Here is a 25422-nt window from a genome sequence, read left to right on the forward strand (position 1 = left end):
CGAGCCTAGGCGCAAAAGGTGAATGAATGATCGACGGTGGTGAGGCAGTTCGGAAACTGGCGCTTAATATCGCCCGCTTTACCGGCCTTGCACCGCTGGCCAAGCCGTTTGTCGGCGGCATTGGCGCCATCCTCATGTTGCATCGGGTCACCGCCACGCCGGAGAAGCCGGACGGCGTCAACCGCCACCTCAACATCGCCCCGCGATTCCTCGACGCTCTCGTCGCCGACATGAAGGCGAGGGGCTATGCCTTCGTCACCCTCGACGAGGCGATCGAGCGCATCAAGGCCGGCGGCAAGGACGGCCAGTTCGCCACCATCACCGCCGACGACGCCTATCGCGACAACATGACCGAAGCGCTGCCAGTGCTCGAAAAGCACGACGCGCCGATCACCATCTATGTCGCGCCGGGTCTGATCGACGGCAGCGCCGATTTATGGTGGGACGTGGTCGAGGATATCGTCAACGCGCGGGAGCGTTTGACGCTGGCGACGCCGAAGGGGCCGGTGACCATAGACTGCTCGACCCACGGCAAGAAACTCCACGCCAATGCGCGTCTGCATGCCTATCTGACGCTCGAGGTGCGCGAGGAGGATCAGCGCGCCGTGCTGCGCGATCTGGCGCACTCGAACGGCATCGACCTCGATGGCTTGCGCCCAAGCACGCTGATGACCTGGGACGACATCCGCGCCGTGGCCGGGCACAGGCTGGTGACGATCGGCGCGCATACGGTCAACCACCGCAATCTGAAGCGGCTCGACGAAGGCGATGCGCGCCATGAGATCGTCGACGTCAGGCGCCAACTGCAGGCGCAGCTCGGCGAAGACCCCCGTCATCTCGCTTACCCCTATGGTTACGCCAGCGCTGTCGGCTGCCGCGAAGTGGGCTTTGCCCGCGACGCCGGCTACGCCTCGGCGGTGACCACTCGCCACGGCGTGCTGCACGCCGAGCACGCCGGCTTCCTGCACGCGCTGCCGCGCATTTCGATCAACGGCCGCTACCAGAGCGTCGCCCATATCCGCACCATGTTGTCGGGCTTAACGACGCCGCTGGCCAATGCCGGCAAAATGGTGGTCACCATCTAACCTGGGGCGGGCTCTTCAGCCTTTCGGCGGCGGCTCCAGGATCAGCCATTTGATGATGCCCATCGCAGGCAGCACCCAGAACAGGCCGCTGAACAGGAAGAACAGGAAGTGCACCAGCGGGCTGGATTGCGACAGCTGCGCGACCGCTATGATCGACGCGACCAGCGCATAGATGATGACCAGCGCCACCAGCAGGAAAGTTCCGATCAGCTTTTTCAGGCGGATGGGCATGAGCGTTCTCGTTGATCGCCTCCGCTTAGGCCCAACCGCGCGCCTGTGCAACCCGGGAGATGCGGCGCGACGGCGTGCCGCGCCGTCCGGTCTTGTCAGCCGGGTTGCGATGGTTCACCAATCCGCCACGTCAACCTGCCGGGACCAACCATGGCCGCCATATCAGCCGCCGCGCCTTACATTGACCGCGATCGCGACTTGAAAAATCGGGCGCTGGTGCGCGGCTGGCTGTATGTCGTGCTTCTGGTGCTGTTTGCGCTGGTGCTGGTCGGCGGCGCCACCAGGCTCACCAATTCCGGCCTGTCGATCACGCAGTGGAAGCCGATCCACGGTGTGATACCGCCGCTCAATGACGCGGAGTGGCAGGAGGAATTCCAGCTTTATCAAAAGATTCCGCAATATGCCGAGCTCAACAAGGGCATGAGCCTGGACGCCTTCAAATCGATCTTCTGGTGGGAATGGGCGCACCGCATCCTGGCGCGCAGTGTCGGCCTGGTCTTCGGCCTGCCGTTGCTGGTCTTGTGGGCGACGCGCCGCATCGAGCGCGGCCTTGGGCCAAAGCTGGTCGGTATTCTGCTGCTTGGTGGCCTGCAAGGCGCCATCGGCTGGTGGATGGTGGCCTCCGGCCTGGTCGACCGCGTCTCCGTCAGCCAGTACCGGCTGGCGACGCATTTGACGCTTGCCGCCCTGATCTTCACTGCCACCATGGTGGTCGCGCGCGGGCTGGCGCCGCATTCGGAGCCTGCCGCCGACCGGCCGACACAAAGGCTGGCCGGCTTCATCGTGCTGCTGGTGCTGGTCCAGATCTATCTCGGCGGCCTGGTCGCAGGGCTCGACGCCGGCCTGAGCTACAACACCTGGCCGCTGATGGACGGCAAGGTGATCCCGTCAGATTTGCTTCTGCTCGAGCCGGCCTGGCGCAATTTCTTCGAGAACCCGAAGACGGTGCAGTTCGTCCACCGGCTCGGCGCCTATACGGTCTTTGCCATCGCGCTCTGGCATATGATAGCGACGCGCCGGCGGCTGCCGGGCACGACACACGCACGCCGCGCAACGCTGCTGTTTCTGCTGGTGCTGGTGCAGGCCTCGATCGGCATCGGCACGCTGCTGATGCAGGTGCCGCTGCACATGGCGCTGACCCATCAGGCCTTCGCGCTTGTCCTGCTGGGATTTGCCGCCGCCCACTGGCGCGGCAACAAGGGCGCCTATCCACTGCCAACGCGGCCGCCCATGAACGCAGGTACATCGTCTACGGTGTCTTGGCCGTCGCAATAATCTATTTCGCGAACGAACTGCCTCGCTACGTCTAACGCGCGAGGCTGCGCCGGTCAGAAGCTGAGCCGCACCTTTCGGATCACTCCCGCAACCGACAGCTCGCGGTTCTCGTCGACCGCATTCTCGTCCTCATGATGCCATGCGGCCGACAGGCAGCCATAGGCGATGGCATGGTCGAGAATGGCAGCCGGCGTCTGGCCGAGTGTCCTGGCGAAGATCTCGGCCATATGCGCGATGCGCTCGGGATCGAGGCAGAGGTCGTCGCGCCCCAGTGGGTTGTAGAACAGATTGGCGGCGTCGAAGCCGGGATCGCCGAGCACGCCCTTCGGGTCGATCGCCAGCCAGCCGCGCGCACCGTGAAAAATGTTGTCGTGATGCAGATCGCCATGCAGCGGCTTGACCGCATGCGGGGCATCGAGCAGCCGGTCCGCGATTTCGGCGGCCTCGACATAGAGGCTGTGCTCTCCGGCGTCGCGATCGGCTCCGGCCTTTTTGAACAGGCTGGCAAACCGTGTCCGCAGCGGCTGCAGGTCCGGCGGGGCAGGGTGTCTTGAGGGCGAGAACAGTCTCCCCATCAACTCGGCCGCGATTGCGGTCGCGGCGTTGTCGCCTTCTTTGGCCAGAACTTCGGAAAGCAGGGTGTCGCCGGCATATTCCAGCAGCATGCGGTGGCCGTCCCGGCCAAGCAGCCGCACCGCGCCTTCGCCGCGCCGCCATGCGAGATAGTGCTCGCCGCGCAACTCGTCGTCGACATCGTCGAATGATTTGAGCGCCTTGACGATGGCCGGCGAGCCGTCCTCACGCCGCACCTTCCAGATGCGGCTCGAAAACGTCTCGGCAATGAGCTCGGGCGCGCTGATCTTCCAGCGCTTTGGAAATGCAGGCGCGTCCATTCAGAGCGTGATGCCGAAAAGTGTTAAGCGGTTTTCGGGCAACATGCTCTCTGCAACTGAATTAAAGGCCGAGCATCAGATCCATGTTCTGAACGGCAGCACCCGAGGCGCCCTTTCCGAGATTGTCATAGACCGCAATCAGCAGCGCCTGCGCCCTGTCGTCATTGGCAAAGACATAGACCTTCATGCGGTTGGTGCCGTTATAGACCTCGGGATTGATCTCGGGCAGGCGCTCCACGTGCTCGTAAGGAGCTACCTCGACCACGCCGCCCTTGATCTCGGCAAAATGGTCGGCGATTGCCGCGTGCAGTTCGGCGCCGGCCGGCACATGGTCGAGCCCGCCGAGCTGCAGCGGCACCACTGTGATCATGCCTTGGGCGAAATTGCCGACCGCCGGCTGCATGATCGGATCGTGCGACAGCTTCGCATAGGTGCGCAGCTCCGGCACATGCTTGTGCTGCAGGGTCAGCCCATAGACCTGGAATTCAGAGGCATCCTCGCCCTTGGCGACATAGTCCTCGATCATCGGCCGGCCGCCGCCCGAATAGCCCGAAATGCCATTGACCGTGATCGGGAAATCCGTCGGCAGCAGACCGGCAGCGACCAGCGGCCGCAGCGTCGCGATCGGCCCTTGCGGCCAGCAGCCGGGATTGGCGACGCGTTTCGCATTGGCGATGATCCTGGCCTGATCCTTGTCCAGCTCGGCAAAACCGTATTCCCAGCCCTCGGCGACGCGATGCGCCGTGGAGGCGTCGATCACCTTGGTGGTGTCGTTGGCAATCAGCGACACGCTTTCCTTGGCAGCCGCATCCGGCAGGCACAGGATGGCGACATCGGCGGCATTGAGGAACTCGGCGCGCGCCGCCGTTTCCTTGCGGCGCTCGGCCGGGATCGAGATGATCTCGAGGTCGCCGCGCTCGGCCAGCAGCGCCCGGATCTGCAGGCCGGTGGTGCCGTGTTCGCCATCGATGAAGATTTTCGGTTTCATGTGCCCGTCAATTCCCTGCTAATTCTGGCCTATATGCCCTGGCCATGGTTTGCCGCGCCATGGTTGCCGCTGTTCAGCTCTTCCGCCCGCGCTTTTCGCTCGGCCACCAGGCCGAGATAGTGCATGGCCACCATCGAGCCGGCGATCGCCGTTATATCGGCGTGATCATAGGCCGGCGCAACCTCGACGACGTCGGCGCCGACAATATCGACCTGGCCGAGCTGGCGCAGCGTCGACAGGATTTTCGCCGAGGACGGTCCGCCGGCAACCGGCGTGCCGGTGCCGGGCGCAAAGGCCGGGTCGAGGCAGTCGATGTCGAAGGTGAGATAGGTCTTCCTGCCGCCGGTGCGGTCGACGATCGCATAGGCGATGTCGGAAGCCCGCATCTCCTCGATCTCGTGACCGTAAAGGATCTTGATGCCGAACGTATCGGGGGCATGCGTGCGGATGCCGATCTGGATCGAGCGGTCGGGGTCGATGATGCCTTCATTGACGGCGCGGCCGACGAACGAACCATGGTCGATGCGCTTGCCATCGTCGGGCCAGGTGTCCTGGTGCGCATCGAACTGCACCAGCGCCAGCGGCCCGTGGATGGCGGCATGTGCCTTGAGCAGCGGCCAGGTGACGAAATGATCCCCGCCGAGCGACAACAGGAAGGCACCCGATTTCAGGATCTTCGCCGCCTCGCGCTCGATCGTGCCTGGTGTCTTCTGGTGATTGCCCGAATCGAGCAGGCAATCGCCATAGTCGATGACGGCGAGATGCTCGAACAGGTCGCGCGAGAACGGATATTGCGGGTCGTTGTCGAGGATCGCCGAGGCGCGGCGGATCGCCTGCGGCCCGAAGCGCGCGCCCGGCCGGTTGGTGACGGCGGCATCGAACGGAATGCCCCACACGACGGCGTCCGCGCCCTTTGCATCCTTGGTGTATTTGCGCCGCATGAACGACAGCGCGCCGGCATAGGTCGGCTCGAAGGAAGGCCCCGTCTTGGAGCGGGCGGTGAAGGCGTTGTCGATGGTCTGGTTCGCCATTACGGGTCCTTCTTTGTTCATCGGGCTGCCACAACTACAGAACCGGCACGCAAGATGCCAGTCACAGCTTGGCGAAACGCCATAGCGTTCTAGAGGGGCGACACAGGATTTGCATCGCCAAGGCGCAAGGCCCGGCGACTCCTCTCCGGCGGCCGCGGCGATGAACTGGCGGTGCGGGCCGGCATGCCGGCCGAGACACGGTTTCTGGGCCGAACGCGGCGCCACCATCATCCAGACCGAAGAACCGAAGGCTGCGATTGGCTGGCTGGGGGCCGATGGGTTTCGGGCGCCTTATGTGGATGAGGGAAGCCGGCCGAGCCGCGAATACGGCGAGTATCAATTAGAAATCGTACGTCGGCGCCATCACCCCACCCGGCGCTGCGCGCCGACCTCCCCATCGAGGGGAGGTAGGGCGTTGGCGCTTTAGATCCGACAGTCGTAGCGATTGCGAGGCATGCAAGGCTGCCGCGACCTCCTACCTCCCCTCGATGGGGAGGTAGCGCCGAAGGCGCGGGTGGGGTGACAGCGCCGCCCGCAAAATCTTCACGCCGCTTTCGCCACCCCATTCAATTCCCTCAGCACATCAGCCGACAGCTCCAGTTCCGCCGCCGCCAGGTTCTCTCTCAAATGCCCGACCGACGACGTCCCCGGGATCAGCAGGATGTTCGGCGAGCGGCGCAGCAGCCAGGCGAGCGCAACCTGCAAGGGTGTGGCGCCGAGCCGCGTGGCCACATCCGACAAGGTCGACGACTGCAGCGGGCTGAAGCCGCCGAGCGGGAAGAACGGCGTGTAGGCGATGCCGGCGCGCGCCAGTTCATCGATCAACGCGTCGTCATCGCGATGCGCCAGATTGTACTGGTTCTGCACGCAGACGATCTCGGCGATCCCACGGCCTTCCTCGACCTGCGCAGGGGTGACGTTGCTCAGGCCGATATGGCGCACCAGGCCCTTCCGCTGCAGTTCGGCAAGCGCCGTCAACTGCGTCTCGATCGAGCCCTCGGCGGGACCCATCACCCCGAACATGATGCGCAGATTGACGACATCCAGCACCTCAAGGCCGAGATTCCTGAGATTGTCGTGCACGGCCTGCTCTAGTTCCTTGGCGGAATAGGCAGGCAGCCAGGAGCCGTCGCTGCCGCGCCGCGCCCCGATCTTGGTGACGATGACGAGGTCATGCGGATAGGGCGCCAGCGCTTCGCGGATCAGCTGGTTGGTGACATGCGGGCCATAATAGTCGCTGGTGTCGATGTGGTTGACCCCGGACGCCACCGCTTCGCGCAGCACAGCAATGGCCGCGTCCCGATCTTTCGGCGGACCGAAAACGTGCGGGCCGGCAAGTTGCATGGCGCCGTAGCCGAGCCGTTTCACGGTGTGGCTGCCGAGGGTGAATGTGCCGGATTTTTGGATGGTGGACATGGTCGATCTCCTTTGAGGAGGCGAAGATAGACGCTGCTCAACCTTGGGATAATAAGGTACAATCCGTACAGCTTGTGCGGAATGGCGAACAATGATGGATCTTCGCGATCTGAATGCTTTCGTGACGGTGGCGCGTGCCGGCGGTTTTCGCGAAGGGGCTCGCGCCGGCGGCGGCAGCGCGTCGGGCCTGAGCGAAGCGGTGCGCCGCCTGGAGACGCAGCTCGGCGTCAGGCTGTTCAACCGCACCACACGCAGCGTTGTTCCAACCGACGCAGGCCTCAGCCTCTTGGGAAGGCTTGGCCCGGCGCTGTCGGAGGTGGAGGCGGCCCTCGACGTGGTCAATGGCTTTCGCGACAGGCCGGCCGGTTCGCTGCGCCTCAACGTCCCGGTCAGCGCCGCGCGGCTGATATTGCCCGACATCGTTCCGGGCTTCCTCGCCGCCTATCCCGGCATTCGGCTGGAGGTCATCGCCGATGAGAACTTCGTCGACGTGTTGGCGGCCGGCTGCGACGCCGGCATCCGCTATGACGAGCGACTGGAGCAGGACATGATCGCGGTGCCGATCGGACCGCGCGTCCAGCGCTTCGCCACTGGCGCCAGCCCCGCCTATCTCGAGCGCCATGGGCGGCCGCAGCACCCGAGCGACCTGCTTGGCCATGCTTGTCTGCGCGGTCGTTTTGCCAGCGGTGCGATGCTGCCGTGGGAATTCGAGCGCGACGGCGAGGTGGTGCGGGTCGACACGACGGGGCCGTTGATCGTGCGGATCGGCGGGGCGAGCGATCTTGCCGTCCATGCGGCCATTGCCGGCAGCGGCATCGTCGCTCTCTTCGAGGGCTGGCTTCGCCCTCACTTCGAAAGCGGCGCCCTGGACCCCGTGCTCGAACCGTGGTGGCAGAGTTTTCCCGGACCATTTCTGTACTATCCCGGACGGCGTCTGGTTCCAGCGCCGCTACGGGCGTTTATCGATTACATCAAGGCCGGCAAGTTCTGAGACTTGAACCGAGGCCGGCGCCATCACCCCACCCGGCGCTTCGCGCCGAGTGGGGTGACTGCCGAGACCCAAAAGAAAAGGCCGCCCGGAGGCGGCCTTTCGATGTCTGGAACGTCGCAGCGCTTAGCGCTTCGAGAACTGGAAGGAACGACGGGCCTTCGCCTTGCCGTACTTCTTGCGCTCGACGACGCGGCTGTCGCGGGTCAGGAAGCCGCCCTTCTTGAGCACGGCGCGCAGTGCCGGCTCGTAGTAGGTCAGCGCCTTGGAAATGCCGTGACGAACGGCACCGGCTTGGCCGGAGAGGCCGCCGCCGATGACGGTGGCGACGATGTCGTACTGGCCGGCGCGGTTGGAAGCGATGATCGGCTGGTTGAGGATCATCTGCAGGACCGGACGCGCGAAATAGGTCGCGAATTCCTTGTCGTTGACGACGATCTTGCCCGAACCCGGCTTCACCCAGACGCGGGCGATGGCGTTCTTGCGCTTGCCGGTGGCATAGGCGCGGCCCGACTTGTCGAGCTTCTGGACATGGACGGGTGCTGCCGGCTGGGTGTTGGTGTTGCCGGTGGCGGCGCCCAATTCTGCGAGCGAGGAAAGCTCAGCCATCTTATGCAACCTTCTTGTTCTTGGCGTTCAGCGCGCCGACGTCGAGGGTGACGGGCTGCTGGGCGACATGCGGATGTTCCGTGCCTGCATAGACGCGGAGGTTCTTCATCTGGCGACGGCCGAGCGGCCCGCGCGGGATCATGCGTTCGACGGCCTTCTCGACGACACGCTCGGGGAAACGGCCCTCGAGCAGCTGGCGCGCGGTGCGCTCCTTGATGCCGCCGGGGTGACCGGTGTGCCAGTAATAGACCTTGTCGGTGAACTTCTTGCCGGTGAACACCACCTTGTCGGCATTGATGACGATGACGTTATCGCCGTCGTCGACATGCGGGGTGAAGGTGGGCTTGTGCTTGCCGCGAAGATGATTGGCGATGACAGTGGCGAGACGGCCGACGACGAGACCCTCGGCGTCGATCAGCACCCACTTCTTCACCACATCCGCAGGCTTCTGCGAAAAGGTTGCCATGGATTTCTGCTTTCGATTTTGACCTTCCGAAGAAGGCGTTTCTTGTTGCTTGGATTGGCGGCAAGGCACTTGCCCGCCGCCAATAACAAAACGGCGGCCTTTGCGGGCCGCTGCTTCGTGACGGCTTATAGGCGAGGGGAGTGGGCACGTCAAGGCGCAGGAAACGCACGTCTGCTCGCAAAGTGTAATAAAAACAAAGGTTTGACCAAAAGGTATTATTTTACCACATCGGCGGCGCGCTTCGGCGGGATCGAATAGGTGCCGGTCGCATGCGCTACTGTGTGTTCCCTCGGTCCGCCGACGATGTCGATATCGAACACCATCAGGCTCTTGCCCAGCTTTAGGATGCGGCAATGGCCGTCGATCGGGCCGGCCTCGGCCTTGCGGACGAAATTGATGTTGAGGTTGACGGTAACCGAAAGCGCATCCGGCCCGGCATGGCTGAGCACGCAGACATAGCCGCCAATGTCGGCCAGCGTGAACAGCGACGGACCCGATACCGTGCCGCCGGGACGCAAATGCCGTTCGTTGGCGTTGAGCCGCACAGTGCAGCCGCCAGGGAAAACGTCGAGCGCCTCATACGACGTGAACTCGTCGTTGAGCTGCGGGTAGACGCTGGCCATCAGCGCATTGACTTCAGCCGCCGTCAGCACCGGCTTGAGATTATCCTGGGCGGGCATGTCGGTCTCTCGTTCTATGCCGGGCCTGTATGAACGCAATGATGCGCTTCTGGCAACACCTTGGCGCAAGCGATGGGTGTTGATGAAACTCGATCCGATATTAGATAGTCTGGCGGCGCCCGGCGGAATCGCGGAGACCCTTGTCATGGCCGAAATCCTTTCGATCAAACCTGTTGCCATTGACGGGCCGGTCATCGCCGGGCTGGACAAGGGCGTGCTGCGCCTGACGCTCGCCAATCCGCCCGCCAATGCCTTGTCGCTTTCCGTCATGGCGGCATTGAGCGCCGAGCTCGACCGTGCCAAGGCCAACAAATCGGTCCGCGTCATCGTCTTGGCGGCCGCCGGGAAAGTCTTCTGCGCCGGTCACGATCTCAAGGAAATGACCGCGCGCCGCGCCGACGCCGACAAGGGCAAGGGGTTTTTCGAGCAGACATTTTCGGCTTGCGCGGCGTTGATGCAGCAGATCGTGCGCCATCCGCTCCCGATCATCGCCGAAGTCGATGGCCTAGCCACCGCTGCGGGGCTGCAACTGGTTTGCAGTTGCGACCTCGCCATTGCCTCGCATGAAGCGACCTTCTGCACGCCGGGCGTCAATATCGGCCTGTTTTGTTCGACGCCGATGGTGGCGCTGTCCCGCAACGTGTCTCACAAGCACGCCATGGAAATGCTGCTCACCGGCGAGACCATCGATGCCGCAACCGCCAAGGAATTCGGCCTGGTCAACCGCGTTGTGCCGCGCGAATACCTGAATCAGATCGTCACCAAATACGCGCAAACCATTGCCTCCAAATCATCTCTGGTGGTCAAGACCGGCAAGGAAGCCTTTTACGCGCAGGCCGAGATGGGGTTGGCGGACGCGTATGCCTATACCGGCCGCGTCATGGTCGAGAACATGCTGGCCCGCGACGCCGAGGAAGGCATCGGCGCCTTCATCGGCAAGCGCAAACCGGAATGGACGGACGAATAGGTTTTCGATCCATGGAACCGCGCATCTCCATCATCACCATCGCCACCGACGATCTCGAGCGCGCCGTGCGCTTTTACGAAGGCATGGGCTTGAAGCGCCACGCCGGCATCACCGATGGCGTCGCCTTCTTCCAGATGGGCGGCGCCATTCTCGGCCTGTTCCCGAGGCCAAGCGCCGAGGAGGATTCAGGCATTGCCTTCGCCGCAGCACCGTCGGCGGTCTACCTCGCCTACAACACCCGCTCCGATGCCGAAGTCGACGACGTGCTGGCGGCCGCCGAGAAGGCCGGCGGCAGGATCGTCAAGCCGGCAGGCCGCGCCTTCTGGGGCGGCTGGTATGGATATTTCGCCGATGCCGACGGCCATGTCTGGGAAGTCGCACACAATCCGGCCTTCCCGATCGCGGATGACGGCACCATCTCGCTGCCGGACTGAGCGTCCGCATGGGCTATCGCAAGCAACTGACCCGGCTTAAGGCGCCTTATCTCAAACGCATCCTGATTGACCCCGAGCGCGTGGAAGATTGGGAAAAATATCCATGGAACCTGCCGCTGTTTCGCGGCCGTGAATTCGAGCTCGAATTCACCACGCCGATCACCATCATTGTCGGTGAAAACGGCACCGGCAAATCGACACTGCTGGAAGCCATCGGCGCGCTGGCCGGTTACGACGAGGTCGGCGGCGGCAAGGGCTATCGTCCGGTCGATCATTCCATCGCCATCGACAAGAGCGGTGCGGCACTGGCGAATACATTCCGCGGCCACTGGTTGCCAAAAGTCACCGCCGGCTGGTTCTTTCGTGCCGAATCTTTTTACTCGGTCGCGCGCTATCTCGACCAGGCGGCACTCGAAGACCCGTTCGGACCGCCGCCGCTGGACTTTCTATCGTGGTCGCATGGCGAAGGGTTCATTCGCTTTTTCGAGGAGCGCTGCCGCCGGCAAGGCATCTACATCCTCGACGAGCCCGAAAGCGCGCTGTCGCCGTCGCGGCAGATCGAATTGTTGAAGATGCTGCGGCGCATGGACCAGTCAGGCACGGCGCAAGTGATCATGGCGACGCATTCGCCGCTGCTGATGGCTTGTCCCGGCGCGCGGCTCTTCCGAATCAGCCGTTTCGGCCTCGATCCGACCGATTTCACCGATACCGATCATTTTCGCATGATGCGCGACTTCTGCACGGACCCGCAGTCCTTTATGGAGGAAGCACTGAGGGAGACCGACGAGTGAATCACGATAGCTACGACAATGCCTATATCGGCGGCATCCTCAATTCTGTGAAGACCATCGCCATGGTCGGCGCGTCGGCCAACGATGTCAGGCCGAGCTTTTTCGTGCTGAAATATCTGTTGGCCAAGGGCTTTTCGGTGTTTCCGATCAATCCTGGGCAGGCCGGCAAGGAAATCCTCGGCCGCATGACCTATGCCAGCCTTGCCGATCTGCCGGAGCCGGTCGACATGGTCGACATCTTTCGCGCCTCTGCATCGGTGCCCGGCATTGTCGATGAGGTGCTGAAGCTCGACCCCTTGCCGAAGGTGATCTGGATGCAGCTTGGCGTGCGCGACGACGAGGCGGCCGCGCGCGCCGAGGCGGCCGGTATCAAGGTGGTGATGAACCGCTGCCCGAAGATCGAATATGGCAAGCTGTCGGGCGAGATCGGCTGGACCGGCGTCAACTCCGGTGTGCTTTCGTCGAAGAAGCCGCTGATGCGGTCGGGATTCCAGAGTTTCGGTGTGCGCCAGAAGTAAGGCAGTGAATGGTGAATGGTGAATAGAAGGATTTTCCTGGAAGCCGGGTAAAGCCGCATATGAGCGGCTTGCAATCAAGGTGGGACTGGCCGACTTTGCGACCACCATTCATCGCTCACCATTGACCATTTCATCATTCGCACGTTTACCGCTCACGGAGGTTTTCGATGACCCGCACGCCCGGTTTCAACACGCTCGCCGTCCATGCCGGCGCCAAGCCCGACCCGGCGACGGGCGCACGCGCCACGCCGATCTACCAGACGACCTCCTTTGTGTTCGACGATGCCGACCATGCCGCCTCGCTGTTCGGGCTGAAGGCCTTCGGCAACATCTACACCCGCATCATGAACCCGACCCAGGCGGTGCTGGAAGAGCGGATCGCGGCGCTCGAAGGCGGCACGGCTGCACTTGCCGTTGCTTCCGGCCATGCCGCACAGGTGATCGTGTTCCACAATCTCATGCGGCCTGGCGATAATTTCGTCGCCGCCACAAGGCTTTACGGTGGTTCGATCAATCAGTTCGGCCATGCCTTCAAGAATTTCGGCTGGGAGGTGCGTTGGGCCGACACCAACGACATCTCCACTTTCGAAAGCCAGATCGATGGCAAGACCAAGGCGATCTTCATCGAGAGCCTGGCCAATCCCGGCGGCACCTTCGTCGACATCGAGAAGATCGGCGACATCGCCCGCAAGCACGGCTTGCCGCTCATCGTCGACAACACGCTGGCCTCGCCCTATCTGGTGCGGCCGATCGAGCATGGCGCCGACATCGTCGTCCATTCGCTGACCAAGTTCATCGGCGGCCACGGCAATTCGATCGGCGGCGCCATCGTCGATGGCGGCACGTTCGACTGGTCGAAATCCGGCAAATATCCGATGCTGTCGGAGCCGCGCCCCGAATATGGCGGGCTTGTCCTGCACGAAACCTTCGGCAATTTCGCTTTCGCCATCGCCGCGCGCGTGCTCGGCCTGCGCGACATCGGCCCGGCAATTTCGCCGTTCAATGCCTTCCTGATCCTGACCGGGCTGGAGACCTTGCCGCTCAGGATGCAGCGCCATTGCGACAATGCGATCACCGTAGCCGGCTGGCTGTCCAACCACCCCAAGGTCGCCTGGGTCAACTATCCCGGCCTGCCCAGCGACAAGAACAACGCGCTGCAGAAGAAATACTCGCCGCAAGGCGCCGGTGCTGTCTTCACCTTCGGCCTGAAGGGCGGCTACGAGGCCGGCATCAAGTTCGTCGAGGCGCTCGAACTGTTCTCGCACCTCGCCAATGTCGGCGACACCAAGTCGCTGGTCATCCATCCGGCATCGACCACGCATCGCCAGCTTTCCGACGAGCAGAAGGTCAAGGCGGGTGCGGGACCGGACACGGTCCGGCTGTCGGTTGGCATCGAGGATGTCAACGACATCGTCGCCGATCTGGAACAGGCTTTGGCCAAGGTTTGATTTTTTGAGTGAGTAGTGAGTAGTGAGTAGTAGCCGGTATTTGTTAGTAGCAGTGATTAGTGATTAGCCACCCGCTCGAGGGAGCGCTTTCCACTCACTACTCACTACTCACTACTCACTAACCTGTTGGAGGCAAACCCTGTCCGCGCATTACCTGACAATATCGACCGACAGCGTCGACGCCGAACATGACGCCCCGGCGCCGGATCGTCTGATTGCGGGCGATCCGAAGTTCCGCACCTGGAATGTCGAGGAGCGCGATGGCCGCCTCTATGCCGGCATCTGGGAAGCGACGCCGGGCAAATGGCGCATCGAATATGACGAATGGGAGTTCTGCCACATCCTTTCCGGCGTCTCGGTGGTTGCCGAGGACGGCGGCGAGGCCCGCACGGTGCGCGCCGGCGACAGTTTCGTGCTCAGGCCAGGCTTCAGGGGCAGCTGGGAAGTGCTTGAAACGACCCGCAAGGAGTATGTGATCAAGCTCTGATCACGCGGCGCGCTTGGACTTCACAAAAGCCGATCGATGTCAGTGTCGGAAAAGCCGTATCCGCTCATCATCTCCCTGTGCCAGGGACTGCCAAGCAAATCACTGACACATAAGTCGACGCGCTGGAGCAGGGTGGCACTGCCTTTGGCGAGAGCGAAAGCGCCGGGCGCTGGCTGTTTTTCGACTGCCGGGACGTCGACGACGTCGAGAGGCGCGTCGGGTCGCCGGCTCAGATAGCCGCCATGCGCGAGCGCTACACTCGCATAGGCATGCACCACGCCGGCCGCGACGGCGTTAGCTGCTTCGGCCTGGGTGGCAAATATCCTTAGCCGTTCGGGCTGAATAGCGTTTTGCAGGGCCGTCCGGTGCTGGATCTGGCCCGATATGACGCCGATCAGCGCCGTCCGATCATTGGCGATGGACCGATAGCCATCAAAGGCGCGGGGATTGTCTTTCGCGACCAGCAATCCATCCGCCAGCATCCAGATCGGCCTTGTGAAGTCGACCAGCTTCCGGCGGTCGTCGGAAATGAACAGGCCGGTGGTTATGTCCCACCGATCTTCGGCAAGCCCAGGCAGCAGCTCGGCAAACTCGGTCTCGATGGGCAAAAGTTCCAGCCCGAGCGTCAGGCAGACCCTCTTGGCCAGGCAGGCATCGCTGCCGCCCAGACGTCCCGATCCGTCGATAAAGCAGAAGGGTGGTTCCTGTAGAAAGGCGAATCTCATTTTCTTGGGCATGCGTCGGCTCCGCCGTCCTCACAAGCTCACAATGAGCTTTTCCAGCCCATGGAAATGATAGGTGTCGCGGAAGCGCGGCTCCTCCGCAAGATGGAGTTGCGGCTGCCGCTCGAACAGGGTTTTCAGCGACACCTGCAACTCCAGCCGCGCCAGCGGCGCACCGATGCAGAAATGGATACCGGCGCCGAACGAGACATTCTTCTGGTCTAGTCGGCCGGGCCGGAAGGCGCCAGGTTCGGCAAAGGCAAGCGGATCATGATTGGCCATGCCGAGCAGCAGGCCGACCGTCTCGCCCGGTTGTACGACAACCCCCGATGTCACCTCGACCTCCTGATAGGCGTAGCGGGTGAACATGTGCAGCGGCGCGTCGAAGCGCAGGCACTCCTCGACCGTTGCAGCGGTTGCTTCCGGCGAGGTGAAGAAACGGCCGGGGTCGCCGCCTTGCGCCAGCAACGTGCGCACGGCGTTGCCGGTTTGATGGACGGTCGCCTCGTGGCCTGCATTGAGCAACAGGATGGCGGACGAGACCAACTCGTCTTCCGACAGCTTCTGGCCATCCTCCTGCGCCGCGATCAGCAGCGACAGCAGGTCGTCGCCAGGCTTCTTGCGCCGCTCGGTGACATAGCCGCGCAAAAAGTCGGAAAAATCGCGCGCGGCGCGATTGGCCGCTTCCTCGGTCTCGCGCGTCCGGCCATGCATGTACATGGCCACCATCCGGTGCGACCAGTCGAGCAGTTGCGGCCCCATTTCGACCGGCACACCGAGCATTTCGGCAATGATGGTGATCGGCAAAGGTGCGGCGAAGCTGGGCAATAGATCGACCTGGCGCGGCTCGAAACGGTCGATCAGCTCATTGGCCAGCGCCTCCACGCGCGGCCGCAGCCGCTCGACCTGGCGCGAGACGAAGGCGCGGTTGACCAGGGTTCTGAGCCTGGTGTGCACCGGCGGCTCCAGCTCCAGCATCGAATTGCTCTCGATGCCGTCGAAAGCGGCCAAATGCGAGCGATCCTCGCCGATGCCGCGGCTGTCGGGAATGCCGGCCGGGTTCTGGCGGCCGAAGCGGCGGTCGCGCAACAGCCGGTTGACGTCGTCGAAGCCGCCAAAGCACCAGAAGCCGAATTCCTCCCAGAAGAAGGCATTCGATGCGCCATGCAGGACGGCATAGGCGTCGTAGGGGTTCTGGAAAAACGCCGGTTCGTGCGGATCGAGCCGCAGGCGGCGCGTGGCTGGATCAAAGGCGAGGTAGGGCGGCATGGATGTGGTCATGCCAGACCATTACCGCGGCTTGCCGGCTTGGTGCCAGACCGGATGTTGGCACCCGACGGCCCTATGGATTGAGCCAACCGAGGCGGACCTCGGCGAAGTACCGAAGTCTAATCCTCGCAATGCCTGGCAATATGCACGCGGCGCCAGCTGGTCGAGCCTTCCTGCACCACCACCCGGCGCGCCATCCTCTGGTATGACGGCGCTATCTGGGTGACGTGCCGCCGCTCGGGCCGCACCAGCACTTCATGGGCGACGCTCTCATATTCGGCCGGCAGCACAACCCGGCGGGTGCGCTCCGGTTCAACCACCACCGTTTCGGCCACACGCGCGTAGCGGGCCTTGCGCCACACCTTGCACAGCACCTTGCGGCCGTGGATGACGCGCCATTCCCAGGCATAGCCGCCATCGTCGACCTGGACCGTGCGGTAAACGGTGCGGGTTCTCGCCGGTACGATGTCATAGGTGACTCGGGGCGGCGCGATCTGCTCGACGCGCTCCATGGTGCCATAGATCGGCGGATCATAGTCGACCAACTGCCCGCCGGGACTGACCATGACGTCTTCATAGACGGTGTCATAGAGCGCCGGCCTGTGCACCGGCTCATAGCATTCGGCGGCCCGGCCGTCGGCAACCGCATCGGACACCATGCCGAGACCGGCAAGGCCGGAAATGGCGAGGCAAACAGTTTTCCTGATCATGGCACTCCCCCTGTTTGAACGCGAGAAGGTGAGGTTCAACGTTGAACTGTAGGGGATGGTTCTCCGGGGGAAAGCGGTTTCGCCGCGTTTCGTTAAGCGACGGGGTTAAGGAATTGCTACACCGCAAAAACGCCGTTGGCCGCCTTCGGGCTTCCCTTGCGCGGAAACCTTGATTCGGCTTAACCAGATGGCTAGGAGAGGCGGCCTTGCGCTAGGGTGAGCCGGCATCCTATTTACATTCTAACCATCAAGAACCGATTCTGCCCGATTTCCCGGCGCCGGAATCCCCATCTCCAAAAAGGGTAGTCCATGAAGAACCCCGTCGAAACCTACATGAACCTCGTTCCGATGGTGGTCGAGCAGACCAATCGCGGCGAGCGGGCCTACGACATTTTCTCGCGCCTGCTGAAAGAGCGCATCATTTTCATCACCGGCCCGGTCGAAGACGGTATGGCGACGCTGGTTTGTGCACAGCTTTTGTTCCTCGAGGCCGAGAACCCGAAGAAAGAGATCAATCTCTACATCAACTCGCCGGGCGGCGTGGTGACCTCGGGCATGGCGATCTACGACACCATGCAGTTCATCAAGCCGGCGGTGTCGACGCTGTGCATCGGCCAGGCGGCGTCGATGGGCTCGCTGCTTCTGACCGCCGGCCACAAGGACATGCGTTTTGCCACGCCGAACGCCCGTATCATGGTTCACCAGCCTTCCGGCGGTTTCCAGGGCCAGGCCTCCGACATCGAGCGGCACGCGCAGGACATCATCAAGCTGAAGCGCCGCCTCAACGAGGTCTACGTCAAACACACCGGTAAGAGCTACGAAGACATTGAAAAGACGCTTGACCGCGACCATTTCATGACAGCCGACGAAGCCAAGGATTTCGGCCTCATCGACAAGGTCATTTCGTCGCGCGAGCCGGTCGAAGGCGCTGCGGCATAAGCGCTGCATGGCAGTTGCGTGGCTGGATAACGCGCTTTTGCTGGGATTTGCGGCATTTCGGCCACAATTGGCTGTTCCCTCGGTGGATGGGATTGCCTACGTTAAGGCTATGTTGATTTTCGACGGCTTAGCTTTGTGCAGGGTTGGCGCGAATCATTGCGACGTTTTCTGATTTGTGTTTCGTACGGAATGCGTTGCGGGAGCCGGGACACTGGCGGCGGCGAATTCCCGCGATAGATAGAATATGCGCCCTTTCAGCCAGACCATCGGCGGGCGGCCATGAAAGGACAGGAAAATGAGCAAAGTCGGCAACAACAGCGGTGATTCGAAGAACACGCTTTATTGCTCGTTTTGCGGCAAAAGCCAGCACGAGGTGCGCAAGCTGATCGCCGGCCCAACGGTGTTCATCTGCGACGAGTGCGTCGAGCTATGCATGGACATCATCCGCGAGGAGAACAAGACCTCGATGGTGAAGTCGCGCGAGGGCGTGCCGACCCCGCAGGAGATCCTGAAGGTTCTCGACGACTATGTCATCGGCCAGCCCTACGCCAAGCGCGTGCTGTCGGTGGCTGTCCACAACCACTACAAGCGCCTGGCGCATGCCGGCAAGAACAACGACGTCGAATTGGCGAAGTCCAACATCCTGCTGATCGGCCCGACCGGCTGCGGCAAGACGCTGCTTGCCCAGACGCTGGCCCGCATCATCGACGTGCCCTTCACCATGGCCGACGCGACGACGCTGACCGAAGCCGGTTACGTCGGCGAGGACGTCGAAAACATCATCCTGAAGCTGCTGCAGTCGGCCGACTACAATGTCGAGCGCGCCCAGCGCGGCATCGTCTACATCGATGAAATCGACAAGATTTCGCGCAAGTCCGACAACCCATCGATCACCCGCGACGTGTCGGGCGAGGGTGTGCAGCAGGCGCTTCTGAAGATCATGGAAGGCACCGTTGCCTCCGTGCCGCCGCAGGGCGGCCGCAAGCATCCGCAGCAGGAGTTCCTGCAGGTCGACACCGCCAACATCCTATTCATCTGCGGCGGCGCCTTCGCCGGGCTGGACAAGATCATCTCGGATCGCGGCAGGAAGACTTCCATCGGCTTCGGCGCCATCGTGGCTTCGCCCGAGGATCGTCGCACCGGCGACGTGTTCCGCCTGGTCGAGCCCGAGGATCTCTTGAAGTTCGGCCTCATCCCCGAGTTTGTCGGCCGTCTGCCGGTCCTGGCGACGCTTGAAGACCTCGACGAGCCGGCGCTGATCCAGATCCTGACCGAGCCGAAGAACGCGCTGGTCAAGCAGTATCAGCGGCTGTTCGAGATGGAGAGTGTCGACCTGACCTTCCATGAGAATGCGCTGTCGGCGATCGCCAAGCGCGCCATCGAGCGCAAGACCGGCGCCCGTGGCCTGCGCTCGATCATGGAAGCAATCCTGCTCGACACCATGTTCGAACTGCCCGCTCTGGAAGGCGTGCGCGAAGTGGTGATTTCGGAAGAAGTGGTGACCGGCAGCGCCCGGCCGCTCTACATCTATTCCGAGCAGAAGGAAAAGAAGGGCAACGTCAGCGCCTGATCTGGCATCTGGCCTAACCTTTTTATGGAACGGCGCCCGCGGGGCGCCGTTTTGCTGTGGTGAGGTACCGATCCTTGTGACGGAGTGGATGAACGAACGTGTCGACCCTTGATCTTTGCCCCTCGTGCATCCAACTAACATCGGAAGGCCGAGGTGCCGAATTCTGTGCTGCAAAACTCCCGTCACAAACGGTGGTAGGCGGAACGATCCCCGGTCGTTAATATGAGATTCGCGGTTGGCTCAATTAGCGGCCGCGACATGAAAGGTTGGACAATGGCCAAAATATCCAAGGCTCCCAGCGACGGCGTCTTCGCAGTCCTCCCACTGCGCGACATCGTGGTGTTCCCGCACATGATCGTTCCGCTCTTTGTCGGGCGTGAAAAGTCGATCAAGGCGCTGGAAGAGGTTATGGGTCAGGAAAAGCAGATCCTGCTTGCCACCCAGATGAATGCCGCCGATGACGATCCCGAGCCCGATGCGATCTTCGACATCGGCACGCTCGCCAATGTGCTGCAATTGCTGAAGCTGCCCGACGGCACCGTCAAGGTGCTGGTCGAAGGCGCTTCGCGTGCCAAGATCGTCTCGTTCACCGACCGTCCGGACTTCCACGAAGCTACCGCCACGGCGCTGGTCGAGCCGGAGGAGGAAGAGGTCGAGGTCGAGGCGCTCGCCCGTTCGGTCGTCACCGACTTCGAAAACTACGTCAAGCTGAACAAGAAGATCTCGCCTGAAGTGGTGGGCGCCGCCAGCCAGATCGACGACTATTCCAAGCTCGCCGATACGGTTGCCTCGCACCTCGCCATCAAGATCCCCGAGAAGCAGGAGATGCTTGCCACGCTATCCGTCAAGGAACGGCTGGAAAAGGCGATGGGCTTCATGGAAGCCGAAATCTCCGTCCTGCAGGTGGAGAAGCGCATCCGCTCGCGCGTCAAGCGCCAGATGGAGAAGACGCAGCGCGAATATTACCTCAACGAGCAGATGAAGGCGATCCAGAAGGAGCTCGGCGAAGGCGAGGACGGCCGCGACGAGGCCGCCGAGATCGAGGCGCGCATCAAGAAGACCAAGCTCTCCAAGGAGGCCCGCGAAAAGGCGGAAGCCGAGTTGAAGAAGCTGCGGACGATGTCGCCGATGTCGGCGGAATCGACCGTCGTGCGCAATTATCTCGACTGGATCCTGTCGATCCCGTGGGGCAAGAACTCCAAGGTCAAGCAGGACCTGGCGTTTGCGCAGAACGTGCTCGACACCGATCATTTCGGCCTCGATAAGGTCAAGGACCGCATCGTCGAGTATCTCGCCGTGCAAAGCCGCCAGAAGAAGCTGAAGGGGCCGATCCTGTGCCTCGTCGGCCCTCCCGGCGTCGGCAAGACCTCACTCGGCAAGTCGATCGCCAAGGCGACCGGCCGCGAGTTCATCCGCATGGCGCTTGGCGGCGTGCGTGACGAGGCCGAGATCCGTGGCCACCGCCGCACCTATATCGGCTCGATGCCCGGCAAGGTCATCCAGTCGATGAAGAAGGCCAAGAAGTCCAACCCGCTCTTCCTGCTCGACGAGATCGACAAGATGGGCCAGGACTTCCGCGGCGATCCGTCATCGGCTTTGCTCGAGGTGCTCGATCCCGAGCAGAACTCGACGTTCATGGACCATTACCTCGAGGTCGAATACGACCTGTCGAGCGTGATGTTCGTGACGACGGCGAACACACTGAACATCCCTGCGCCCCTGATGGACCGCATGGAGATCATCCGTATCGCCGGCTACACCGAGGACGAGAAGATCGAGATCGCCAAGCGTCACCTGATGCCCAAGGTGATCCGCGATCATGCCCTGCAGCCGAAGGAATTCTCCGTCGGCGAGGACGCGATCCGCGGCATCATCCAGACCTACACCCGTGAAGCGGGCGTCAGAAGCCTGGAGCGCGAGCTGATGAAGCTCGGGCGCAAGGCGGTGACCGAGATCCTGAAGACGAAGAAGAAGACGGTGAGCATCACGGCGGCGAACCTCGCCGATTACCTCGGTGTTCCGCGCTTCCGCTTCGGCCAGGTCGAGGCTGACGATCAGGTCGGTGTCGTCACCGGTCTTGCCTGGACGGAAGTCGGCGGCGAGCTGCTGACGGTCGAAGGCGTCATGATGCCCGGCAAGGGCCGCATGACGGTGACCGGCAATCTGCGCGACGTGATGAAGGAATCGATCTCGGCGGCGGCCTCTTATGTCCGCTCGCGGGCCATCGATTTCGGCATCGAGCCGCCGCTGTTCGACAAGCGTGACATCCACGTCCACTTGCCCGAAGGCGCCACGCCGAAGGACGGTCCGTCTGCAGGTGCTGCCATGGCGACAGCCATCGTGTCGGTCATGACGGGGATTCCGGTCCGGGCCGATGTGGCGATGACTGGCGAGATAACGCTTCGCGGCCGCATCTTGCCGATCGGCGGCCTCAAGGAGAAGCTGCTCGCCGCATTGCGCGGCGGCATCAAGAAGGTGCTGATCCCGGAAGACAACGCCAAGGATCTGGCGGAGATACCGGACAATGTGAAGAACGGTATGGAGATCATTCCGGTCTCACGTGTCGGCGAGGTTCTGAGGCACGCGCTGGTGCGCATGCCGGAACCAATCGAGTGGGTCGAGCCGGTCAATCCGCCGGCTTCCACCGATACCGTTGACGATGCTGGAAAGTCGCTTGCACATTAGAAACTACTAAAGTTGCAGTGCACAAAGAGAGAGCCGGGCCTTGAGCCCGGCTTTTTCATGTGAAAAACCCACCATTTCCGGGCTTTTTTCAACTTTTTTCCGGCTTTTTGACTTGGGTTTGCGAGCGCTTCTTTCTAAAGTCCCTCTCCTGCCGGATGAGTCGAAAGTTCCGGTTTTCTCATGGAAGGGAATTTTTATGAACAAGAACGAACTGGTTTCCGCTGTCGCTGAATCCGCGAGCATTTCGAAGGGTGACGCACAGTCGGCGGTTGAGGCGGTGTTCTCCGTCATCACTGGCGAACTGAAGAAGGGCGGCGATGTACGGCTCGTCGGCTTCGGAAATTTCACCGTCTCCAAGCGTGCGGCATCTACTGGCCGCAACCCGCAGACTGGCGCGGAAGTGAAGATTCCGGCGCGTACCGTGCCGAAGTTCTCGGCCGGCAAAGGCCTCAAGGACGCGGTCAACTAAAAATTTTTCAGAGAATGTTGAAAGCCGGGTTCGCCCGGCTTTTCTTTTGCCTCGATGGCGGCAGGCCGTCAGCCCGCTGAGGCGAGCCTTCAGCCCACCGGCGCATCCGCGCGCATCAGGCCTTCCTGCTTGAGGTCCGCCCACAGCGCCGCAGGCAGCTTGGCATCGAGCAGGGCGCGGTTGCTTTCGACTTCACTCGGCCGCTGGCCGCCGGGGATGACCGACACCACGGAAGGGTGCAGCAGCGGAAACTGCAGCGCCGCCTCGATCAGCCTGACGCCATGGCGCTGGCAGACGGCCTCGATGCGCCCGACGCGATCCATGATGTCCCTTGGCGCCTCGGAGTAATTGTAATAGGCGCCTGGCTTCGGCCCGGTCGCCAGGATGCCGGAATTGTAAGGACCGCCGAGAACGATGCCGATGCCGCGTTGCTCACAGAGCGGCAGGAAGGTGGCAAGCGCTTCCTGTTCCAGCAGCGTGTAGCGCCCGGCCAGCAGGAACAGGTCGAAGTCGCCACGCTCCGCCAGCGTCTGGCAAACCTCCCATTCGTTGATGCCGCCGCCGAAGGCCTTGATCACGCCCTGGTCGCGCAGTGCAACCAGTCCGTTGTAGCCCGAGGCCATGAATTCCTCGATGCGCTGGTCTGACGCCTCCTTGCTGCCATGGGTGAAGATGTCGAGGTCATGGACGAAAAGGATGTCGATGCGGTCGACGCCAAGCCGTTCCAGCGACGCCTCGAACGAGCGCATGACGCCGTCATAGCTGTAGTCGTAGACCTCCTTGCGCGTCGGTGTGTCGAAGAACTTGCCGATGCCGGTTCGTTCCTCCGGCGGGCAGGCGCGCAACAGGCGACCGACCTTGCTCGACAGCACATAGTCGTCGCGCTTCCTGCCGCGCAGGAAGGCATTGAGCCGTGTTTCGGCAAGGCCCAGGCCATAGAGCGGCGCGGTGTCGTAGTAACGGCAGCCGGTCGCCCACGCCGCCTCCAGCGTCGCGTTGGCATCCTCGTCGGGGACGGCGCGGTAAAGGTTGCCGAGCGGCGCGCTGCCGAAGCCAAGCTCGGTAAAGTCGAGGCCGCCATTGCCGATGCGGTCGAAATGCCGTGTCTTCATGTCGTGCTGATTTCCTGGATTGATTGTCTGACATGACACTATCACGCCGCTGGCTCAGCAAAAGCCGCCATGGCCGTTGGACAGGCATTTTCGCGGTGATAGCATGAACAAAAACAAGCCTTTTTCCGAAAGCGCGCAACCCGAAATCACCGGCCACAAACTCAGCCGGACAGATGGGACTCTCATGACGAATGCCGGCTCGGATATGTTTTCGACCGCCCTGCAAGAGCTGGGCGCCGTACTGGCGCGCGTCGACGAAGCCGGCATCTACACCGCCTGCGAAACCCTGGCCCGCGCGCAAAAGATCGTCGTCTATGGCTGCGGCCGCGAGGCCTTGCAGCTCAAGGGTTTCGCCATGCGCCTCTATCACCTTGGCCTTGAGGTGTCGGTGGTCGGCGACATGAACACGCCACCGCTTGGCCCAGCCGATGTCTTCCTGGTCAGTTCCGGCCCGGGCGAGACGACGACGGTGCTTACCTTGATGCAAGTCGCCCGCCAGGCCGGCGCCACCGTGCTTTTGCTCACCGCCGAGGCAGGCAGTAGTGCGGTCGCGCTTGCCGACTTTACCTTGCTGATCCCGGCGCAGACCATGGCGCGTGACCAGGGGCCACAAAAGACATCGCTGCTGCCGATGGGCTCGGTCTTCGAAGGGGCGCTGTTCCTGCTGTTCGAGGTGATGGTGCTGAAGCTCAAGGCGCTGACCGGCCAGTCGTCCGAGGCCATGCGCACCCGCCACACCAACATGGAATAGATCATGCGCTACGAACTGATGTTGCCGCACCAGATCCGCAAGGCGATCGCCGAGAACTGGCCGGTCGCTCTCCCGCTCGGCGTGCTCGAATATCACGGCGAGCACATGGCTGTCGGCATGGACACGCTGGCCGTCGTCAAGACGCTGGAGCTCTACGAGAAGGAGGCCGACATCGTCATCCTGCCGGCTTTCTACTACGGTGCGGCGAGCTATGTGGTGGCAGCACCTGAAGGCAACGGCTCGGTGCAGGTCGGCGGCAACCAGCTGGCGCCGTTCGCCGAAGAATTGTTCTACAGCCTGCTGCGCATCGGCTTTCGCAACATCAACGCCATCATCCACCACCAGACCGAGAACTTTGCCGCCGGCATGCCGACCGATCTCGCCTTCAAGGCCGCCGGCCGCCAGGCGATCTTCCGCTTCCTCGAGAAGCAGCGCGGCGAGGGCTGGTGGGGCTCAGACGAAATGGCCGATTATTATGCCGGGCACGCCGCCGGCGAGAATTTCTTCAACTGGGTGCAGGTGCACCCGCTCATGTCGGCTGCCATGAACGGGAAATATCCGTTCGATCACGCCGGCATCGGCGAGACGTCGCTGATGCTGGCGCTGTGTCCGGAAGCGGTCGATGCCGGGCGTTTTGGCGAGAATACCGCGTGGTATACGGCGAGTGCGCCGGAGGCCTCGGCGGAGCTGGGGCGAAAGGGTGTGGCGATGATCATGGATCACCTGAGGGCGATATTGGGGCGCTAGCAGACAAAGTCGCTCTGTAGCGATCCTTCACACCCCCCCTCTGTCCTGCCGGACATCTCCCCCGCAAGGGGGGAGATCAGATGTCATTTCCGCTTTCGTCATCACCTACGTCGCAAGAAAAGCGATGCAGCCAAAGCTGCC

The 25422-nt window shown here is 62.5% G+C and carries 27 protein-coding genes and 1 pseudogene; 16 read left to right on the forward strand and 12 right to left on the reverse strand.

Annotated features, from left to right (window positions below; genetic code table 11):
* The first annotated feature begins 26 nt into the window (after nucleotides 1-26).
* On the forward strand, nucleotides 27-1085 hold the full coding sequence (locus X756_RS144040; protein ID WP_023730876.1) for a polysaccharide deacetylase family protein: 1059 nt from the start codon (nucleotides 27-29) through the stop codon (nucleotides 1083-1085).
* Nucleotides 1086-1100: 15 nt separating this feature from the next.
* Here X756_RS144040 and X756_RS144035 read toward each other — a convergent pair whose 3' ends face one another.
* The gene (locus tag X756_RS144035; protein WP_023669401.1) at nucleotides 1101-1316 is read right to left on the reverse strand and encodes a DUF2842 domain-containing protein; all 216 of its coding nucleotides are present in this window, start codon (nucleotides 1314-1316) and stop codon (nucleotides 1101-1103) included.
* A gap of 150 nt (nucleotides 1317-1466) precedes the next feature.
* Between X756_RS144035 and X756_RS144030 the strand changes: the two genes are divergently transcribed.
* Nucleotides 1467-2591 carry a COX15/CtaA family protein gene (locus X756_RS144030; RefSeq protein WP_023730877.1) on the forward strand — a complete coding sequence of 375 codons (1125 nt, stop codon included), beginning with the start codon at nucleotides 1467-1469 and terminating at the stop codon, nucleotides 2589-2591.
* A gap of 53 nt (nucleotides 2592-2644) precedes the next feature.
* On the opposite strand, the gene X756_RS144025 is transcribed toward X756_RS144030, so the two are convergent.
* From X756_RS144025 to speB, 3 genes are all read right to left on the reverse strand, one after another.
* Nucleotides 2645-3484: an aminoglycoside phosphotransferase family protein gene (locus X756_RS144025; RefSeq protein WP_023730878.1), complete on the reverse strand. Its 840-nt coding sequence runs from the start codon at nucleotides 3482-3484 to the stop codon at nucleotides 2645-2647.
* A 61-nt stretch (nucleotides 3485-3545) separates the two neighbouring features.
* Nucleotides 3546-4472, reverse strand: coding sequence for an N-acetyl-gamma-glutamyl-phosphate reductase (argC, locus tag X756_RS144020; protein ID WP_023730879.1), 927 nt, complete (start codon nucleotides 4470-4472; stop codon nucleotides 3546-3548).
* 29 nt (nucleotides 4473-4501) lie between these two features.
* On the reverse strand, nucleotides 4502-5503 hold the full coding sequence (speB, locus tag X756_RS144015; protein ID WP_023669405.1) for an agmatinase: 1002 nt from the start codon (nucleotides 5501-5503) through the stop codon (nucleotides 4502-4504).
* A 141-nt stretch (nucleotides 5504-5644) separates the two neighbouring features.
* Between speB and X756_RS1000000170055 the strand changes: the two are divergent.
* Nucleotides 5645-5847: pseudogene (locus tag X756_RS1000000170055) on the forward strand (glycerophosphodiester phosphodiesterase); the annotation flags it as partial.
* A gap of 199 nt (nucleotides 5848-6046) precedes the next feature.
* Here the strand turns inward: X756_RS1000000170055 and X756_RS144010 are convergent.
* Nucleotides 6047-6919, reverse strand: a complete 873-nt coding sequence (locus tag X756_RS144010; protein WP_023730880.1) for an aldo/keto reductase family oxidoreductase — start codon at nucleotides 6917-6919, stop codon at nucleotides 6047-6049.
* 91 nt (nucleotides 6920-7010) lie between these two features.
* Between X756_RS144010 and X756_RS144005 the strand changes: the two genes are divergently transcribed.
* On the forward strand, nucleotides 7011-7910 hold the full coding sequence (locus tag X756_RS144005; RefSeq protein ID WP_023730881.1) for a LysR family transcriptional regulator: 900 nt from the start codon (nucleotides 7011-7013) through the stop codon (nucleotides 7908-7910).
* Nucleotides 7911-8033: 123 nt separating this feature from the next.
* Here the strand turns inward: X756_RS144005 and rpsI are convergent, their stop codons facing one another.
* The 3 genes from rpsI to X756_RS143990 form a co-directional block, all read right to left on the reverse strand.
* Nucleotides 8034-8516 (reverse strand): 30S ribosomal protein S9, encoded by a 483-nt coding sequence (gene rpsI / locus X756_RS144000; RefSeq protein ID WP_023669408.1) that lies wholly within the window; start codon nucleotides 8514-8516, stop codon nucleotides 8034-8036.
* Nucleotide 8517: 1 nt separating this feature from the next.
* Nucleotides 8518-8982: a 50S ribosomal protein L13 gene (gene rplM, locus X756_RS143995; RefSeq protein WP_023669409.1), complete on the reverse strand. Its 465-nt coding sequence runs from the start codon at nucleotides 8980-8982 to the stop codon at nucleotides 8518-8520.
* Between the two features lie 215 nt (nucleotides 8983-9197).
* On the reverse strand, nucleotides 9198-9662 hold the full coding sequence (locus tag X756_RS143990; protein WP_023689474.1) for a PaaI family thioesterase: 465 nt from the start codon (nucleotides 9660-9662) through the stop codon (nucleotides 9198-9200).
* Nucleotides 9663-9807: 145 nt separating this feature from the next.
* Between X756_RS143990 and X756_RS143985 the strand changes: the two genes are divergently transcribed.
* The 6 genes from X756_RS143985 (at nucleotide 9808) to X756_RS143960 (ending at nucleotide 14307) form a co-directional block, all read left to right on the forward strand.
* Nucleotides 9808-10629: an enoyl-CoA hydratase gene (locus tag X756_RS143985; protein ID WP_023689473.1), complete on the forward strand. Its 822-nt coding sequence runs from the start codon at nucleotides 9808-9810 to the stop codon at nucleotides 10627-10629.
* 11 nt (nucleotides 10630-10640) lie between these two features.
* Nucleotides 10641-11063, forward strand: a complete 423-nt coding sequence (locus X756_RS143980; protein ID WP_023689472.1) for a VOC family protein — start codon at nucleotides 10641-10643, stop codon at nucleotides 11061-11063.
* 8 nt (nucleotides 11064-11071) lie between these two features.
* On the forward strand, nucleotides 11072-11854 hold the full coding sequence (locus tag X756_RS143975) for an AAA family ATPase (RefSeq protein WP_023730882.1): 783 nt from the start codon (nucleotides 11072-11074) through the stop codon (nucleotides 11852-11854).
* On the forward strand, nucleotides 11851-12372 hold the full coding sequence (locus X756_RS143970; protein WP_023711525.1) for a CoA-binding protein: 522 nt from the start codon (nucleotides 11851-11853) through the stop codon (nucleotides 12370-12372). Before X756_RS143975 ends, X756_RS143970 begins: the two co-directional genes overlap by 4 nt.
* A gap of 167 nt (nucleotides 12373-12539) precedes the next feature.
* Complete coding sequence (locus tag X756_RS143965; RefSeq protein ID WP_023711524.1) at nucleotides 12540-13820, forward strand: O-acetylhomoserine aminocarboxypropyltransferase; 1281 nt, start codon at nucleotides 12540-12542, stop codon at nucleotides 13818-13820.
* 139 nt (nucleotides 13821-13959) lie between these two features.
* A complete protein-coding gene (locus X756_RS143960; RefSeq protein WP_023730883.1) occupies nucleotides 13960-14307 on the forward strand; it encodes a cupin domain-containing protein in 348 nt (115 codons plus the stop codon).
* A 20-nt stretch (nucleotides 14308-14327) separates the two neighbouring features.
* Here X756_RS143960 and X756_RS143955 read toward each other — a convergent pair whose 3' ends face one another.
* The 3 genes from X756_RS143955 to X756_RS143945 all read right to left on the reverse strand — a co-directional run bounded on the left by X756_RS143955 (nucleotide 14328) and on the right by X756_RS143945 (nucleotide 17008).
* Entirely contained in the window at nucleotides 14328-15044 is a 717-nt protein-coding gene (locus X756_RS143955; protein ID WP_023730884.1) for a transporter substrate-binding domain-containing protein, read from the reverse strand.
* Between the two features lie 18 nt (nucleotides 15045-15062).
* Nucleotides 15063-16310, reverse strand: coding sequence for a cytochrome P450 (locus tag X756_RS143950; RefSeq protein WP_023730885.1), 1248 nt, complete (start codon nucleotides 16308-16310; stop codon nucleotides 15063-15065).
* A 107-nt stretch (nucleotides 16311-16417) separates the two neighbouring features.
* Complete coding sequence (locus X756_RS143945) at nucleotides 16418-17008, reverse strand: hypothetical protein (protein ID WP_023730886.1); 591 nt, start codon at nucleotides 17006-17008, stop codon at nucleotides 16418-16420.
* A 309-nt stretch (nucleotides 17009-17317) separates the two neighbouring features.
* Between X756_RS143945 and clpP the strand changes: the two genes are divergently transcribed.
* From clpP to X756_RS143925, 4 genes are all read left to right on the forward strand, one after another.
* The gene (gene clpP, locus X756_RS143940; RefSeq protein WP_023682306.1) at nucleotides 17318-17947 is read left to right on the forward strand and encodes an ATP-dependent Clp endopeptidase proteolytic subunit ClpP; all 630 of its coding nucleotides are present in this window, start codon (nucleotides 17318-17320) and stop codon (nucleotides 17945-17947) included.
* 295 nt (nucleotides 17948-18242) lie between these two features.
* Complete coding sequence (gene clpX, locus X756_RS143935) at nucleotides 18243-19517, forward strand: ATP-dependent Clp protease ATP-binding subunit ClpX (protein WP_023682305.1); 1275 nt, start codon at nucleotides 18243-18245, stop codon at nucleotides 19515-19517.
* Between the two features lie 273 nt (nucleotides 19518-19790).
* Nucleotides 19791-22202 (forward strand): endopeptidase La, encoded by a 2412-nt coding sequence (lon, locus tag X756_RS143930; protein ID WP_023682304.1) that lies wholly within the window; start codon nucleotides 19791-19793, stop codon nucleotides 22200-22202.
* A gap of 196 nt (nucleotides 22203-22398) precedes the next feature.
* A complete protein-coding gene (locus tag X756_RS143925) occupies nucleotides 22399-22671 on the forward strand; it encodes an HU family DNA-binding protein (RefSeq protein WP_023669423.1) in 273 nt (90 codons plus the stop codon).
* Nucleotides 22672-22760: 89 nt separating this feature from the next.
* Here the strand turns inward: X756_RS143925 and X756_RS143920 are convergent, their stop codons facing one another.
* Nucleotides 22761-23783, reverse strand: a complete 1023-nt coding sequence (locus tag X756_RS143920) for an aldo/keto reductase (protein WP_023682303.1) — start codon at nucleotides 23781-23783, stop codon at nucleotides 22761-22763.
* A gap of 184 nt (nucleotides 23784-23967) precedes the next feature.
* On the opposite strand from X756_RS143920, the gene X756_RS143915 reads away from it, so the two are divergent.
* Entirely contained in the window at nucleotides 23968-24534 is a 567-nt protein-coding gene (locus tag X756_RS143915) for an SIS domain-containing protein (protein WP_023682302.1), read from the forward strand.
* 3 nt (nucleotides 24535-24537) lie between these two features.
* Nucleotides 24538-25281: a creatininase family protein gene (locus X756_RS143910; protein WP_023730887.1), complete on the forward strand. Its 744-nt coding sequence runs from the start codon at nucleotides 24538-24540 to the stop codon at nucleotides 25279-25281.
* Nucleotides 25282-25422 lie beyond the last annotated feature (141 nt).

The sequence above is a fragment of the Mesorhizobium sp. LNJC405B00 genome, from assembly GCF_000502615.1.
Taxonomy (GTDB): Bacteria; Pseudomonadota; Alphaproteobacteria; order Rhizobiales; family Rhizobiaceae; genus Mesorhizobium.

What these genes read in the sequence shown, in the direction of transcription:
- X756_RS143920 (WP_023682303.1), bottom strand. Translation starts at nt 23,783, where the DNA reads ATGAAGACACGGCATTTCGACCGCATCGGCAATGGCGGCCTCGACTTT.
- X756_RS143985 (WP_023689473.1), top strand. Translation starts at nt 9,808, where the DNA reads ATGGCCGAAATCCTTTCGATCAAACCTGTTGCCATTGACGGGCCGGTC.
- X756_RS143925 (WP_023669423.1), top strand. Translation starts at nt 22,399, where the DNA reads ATGAACAAGAACGAACTGGTTTCCGCTGTCGCTGAATCCGCGAGCATT.
- X756_RS143965 (WP_023711524.1), top strand. Translation starts at nt 12,540, where the DNA reads ATGACCCGCACGCCCGGTTTCAACACGCTCGCCGTCCATGCCGGCGCC.
- X756_RS143910 (WP_023730887.1), top strand. Translation starts at nt 24,538, where the DNA reads ATGCGCTACGAACTGATGTTGCCGCACCAGATCCGCAAGGCGATCGCC.
- rpsI (WP_023669408.1), bottom strand. Translation starts at nt 8,516, where the DNA reads ATGGCTGAGCTTTCCTCGCTCGCAGAATTGGGCGCCGCCACCGGCAAC.
- X756_RS144030 (WP_023730877.1), top strand. Translation starts at nt 1,467, where the DNA reads ATGGCCGCCATATCAGCCGCCGCGCCTTACATTGACCGCGATCGCGAC.
- X756_RS143955 (WP_023730884.1), bottom strand. Translation starts at nt 15,044, where the DNA reads ATGCCCAAGAAAATGAGATTCGCCTTTCTACAGGAACCACCCTTCTGC.
- X756_RS144010 (WP_023730880.1), bottom strand. Translation starts at nt 6,919, where the DNA reads ATGTCCACCATCCAAAAATCCGGCACATTCACCCTCGGCAGCCACACC.
- argC (WP_023730879.1), bottom strand. Translation starts at nt 4,472, where the DNA reads ATGAAACCGAAAATCTTCATCGATGGCGAACACGGCACCACCGGCCTG.
- X756_RS144035 (WP_023669401.1), bottom strand. Translation starts at nt 1,316, where the DNA reads ATGCCCATCCGCCTGAAAAAGCTGATCGGAACTTTCCTGCTGGTGGCG.
- X756_RS144040 (WP_023730876.1), top strand. Translation starts at nt 27, where the DNA reads ATGATCGACGGTGGTGAGGCAGTTCGGAAACTGGCGCTTAATATCGCC.
- clpP (WP_023682306.1), top strand. Translation starts at nt 17,318, where the DNA reads ATGAAGAACCCCGTCGAAACCTACATGAACCTCGTTCCGATGGTGGTC.
- X756_RS143975 (WP_023730882.1), top strand. Translation starts at nt 11,072, where the DNA reads ATGGGCTATCGCAAGCAACTGACCCGGCTTAAGGCGCCTTATCTCAAA.
- X756_RS143990 (WP_023689474.1), bottom strand. Translation starts at nt 9,662, where the DNA reads ATGCCCGCCCAGGATAATCTCAAGCCGGTGCTGACGGCGGCTGAAGTC.
- X756_RS143915 (WP_023682302.1), top strand. Translation starts at nt 23,968, where the DNA reads ATGACGAATGCCGGCTCGGATATGTTTTCGACCGCCCTGCAAGAGCTG.
- X756_RS143980 (WP_023689472.1), top strand. Translation starts at nt 10,641, where the DNA reads ATGGAACCGCGCATCTCCATCATCACCATCGCCACCGACGATCTCGAG.
- lon (WP_023682304.1), top strand. Translation starts at nt 19,791, where the DNA reads ATGGCCAAAATATCCAAGGCTCCCAGCGACGGCGTCTTCGCAGTCCTC.
- clpX (WP_023682305.1), top strand. Translation starts at nt 18,243, where the DNA reads ATGAGCAAAGTCGGCAACAACAGCGGTGATTCGAAGAACACGCTTTAT.
- rplM (WP_023669409.1), bottom strand. Translation starts at nt 8,982, where the DNA reads ATGGCAACCTTTTCGCAGAAGCCTGCGGATGTGGTGAAGAAGTGGGTG.
- X756_RS143945 (WP_023730886.1), bottom strand. Translation starts at nt 17,008, where the DNA reads ATGATCAGGAAAACTGTTTGCCTCGCCATTTCCGGCCTTGCCGGTCTC.
- X756_RS144025 (WP_023730878.1), bottom strand. Translation starts at nt 3,484, where the DNA reads ATGGACGCGCCTGCATTTCCAAAGCGCTGGAAGATCAGCGCGCCCGAG.
- X756_RS143950 (WP_023730885.1), bottom strand. Translation starts at nt 16,310, where the DNA reads ATGACCACATCCATGCCGCCCTACCTCGCCTTTGATCCAGCCACGCGC.
- X756_RS144005 (WP_023730881.1), top strand. Translation starts at nt 7,011, where the DNA reads ATGATGGATCTTCGCGATCTGAATGCTTTCGTGACGGTGGCGCGTGCC.
- speB (WP_023669405.1), bottom strand. Translation starts at nt 5,503, where the DNA reads ATGGCGAACCAGACCATCGACAACGCCTTCACCGCCCGCTCCAAGACG.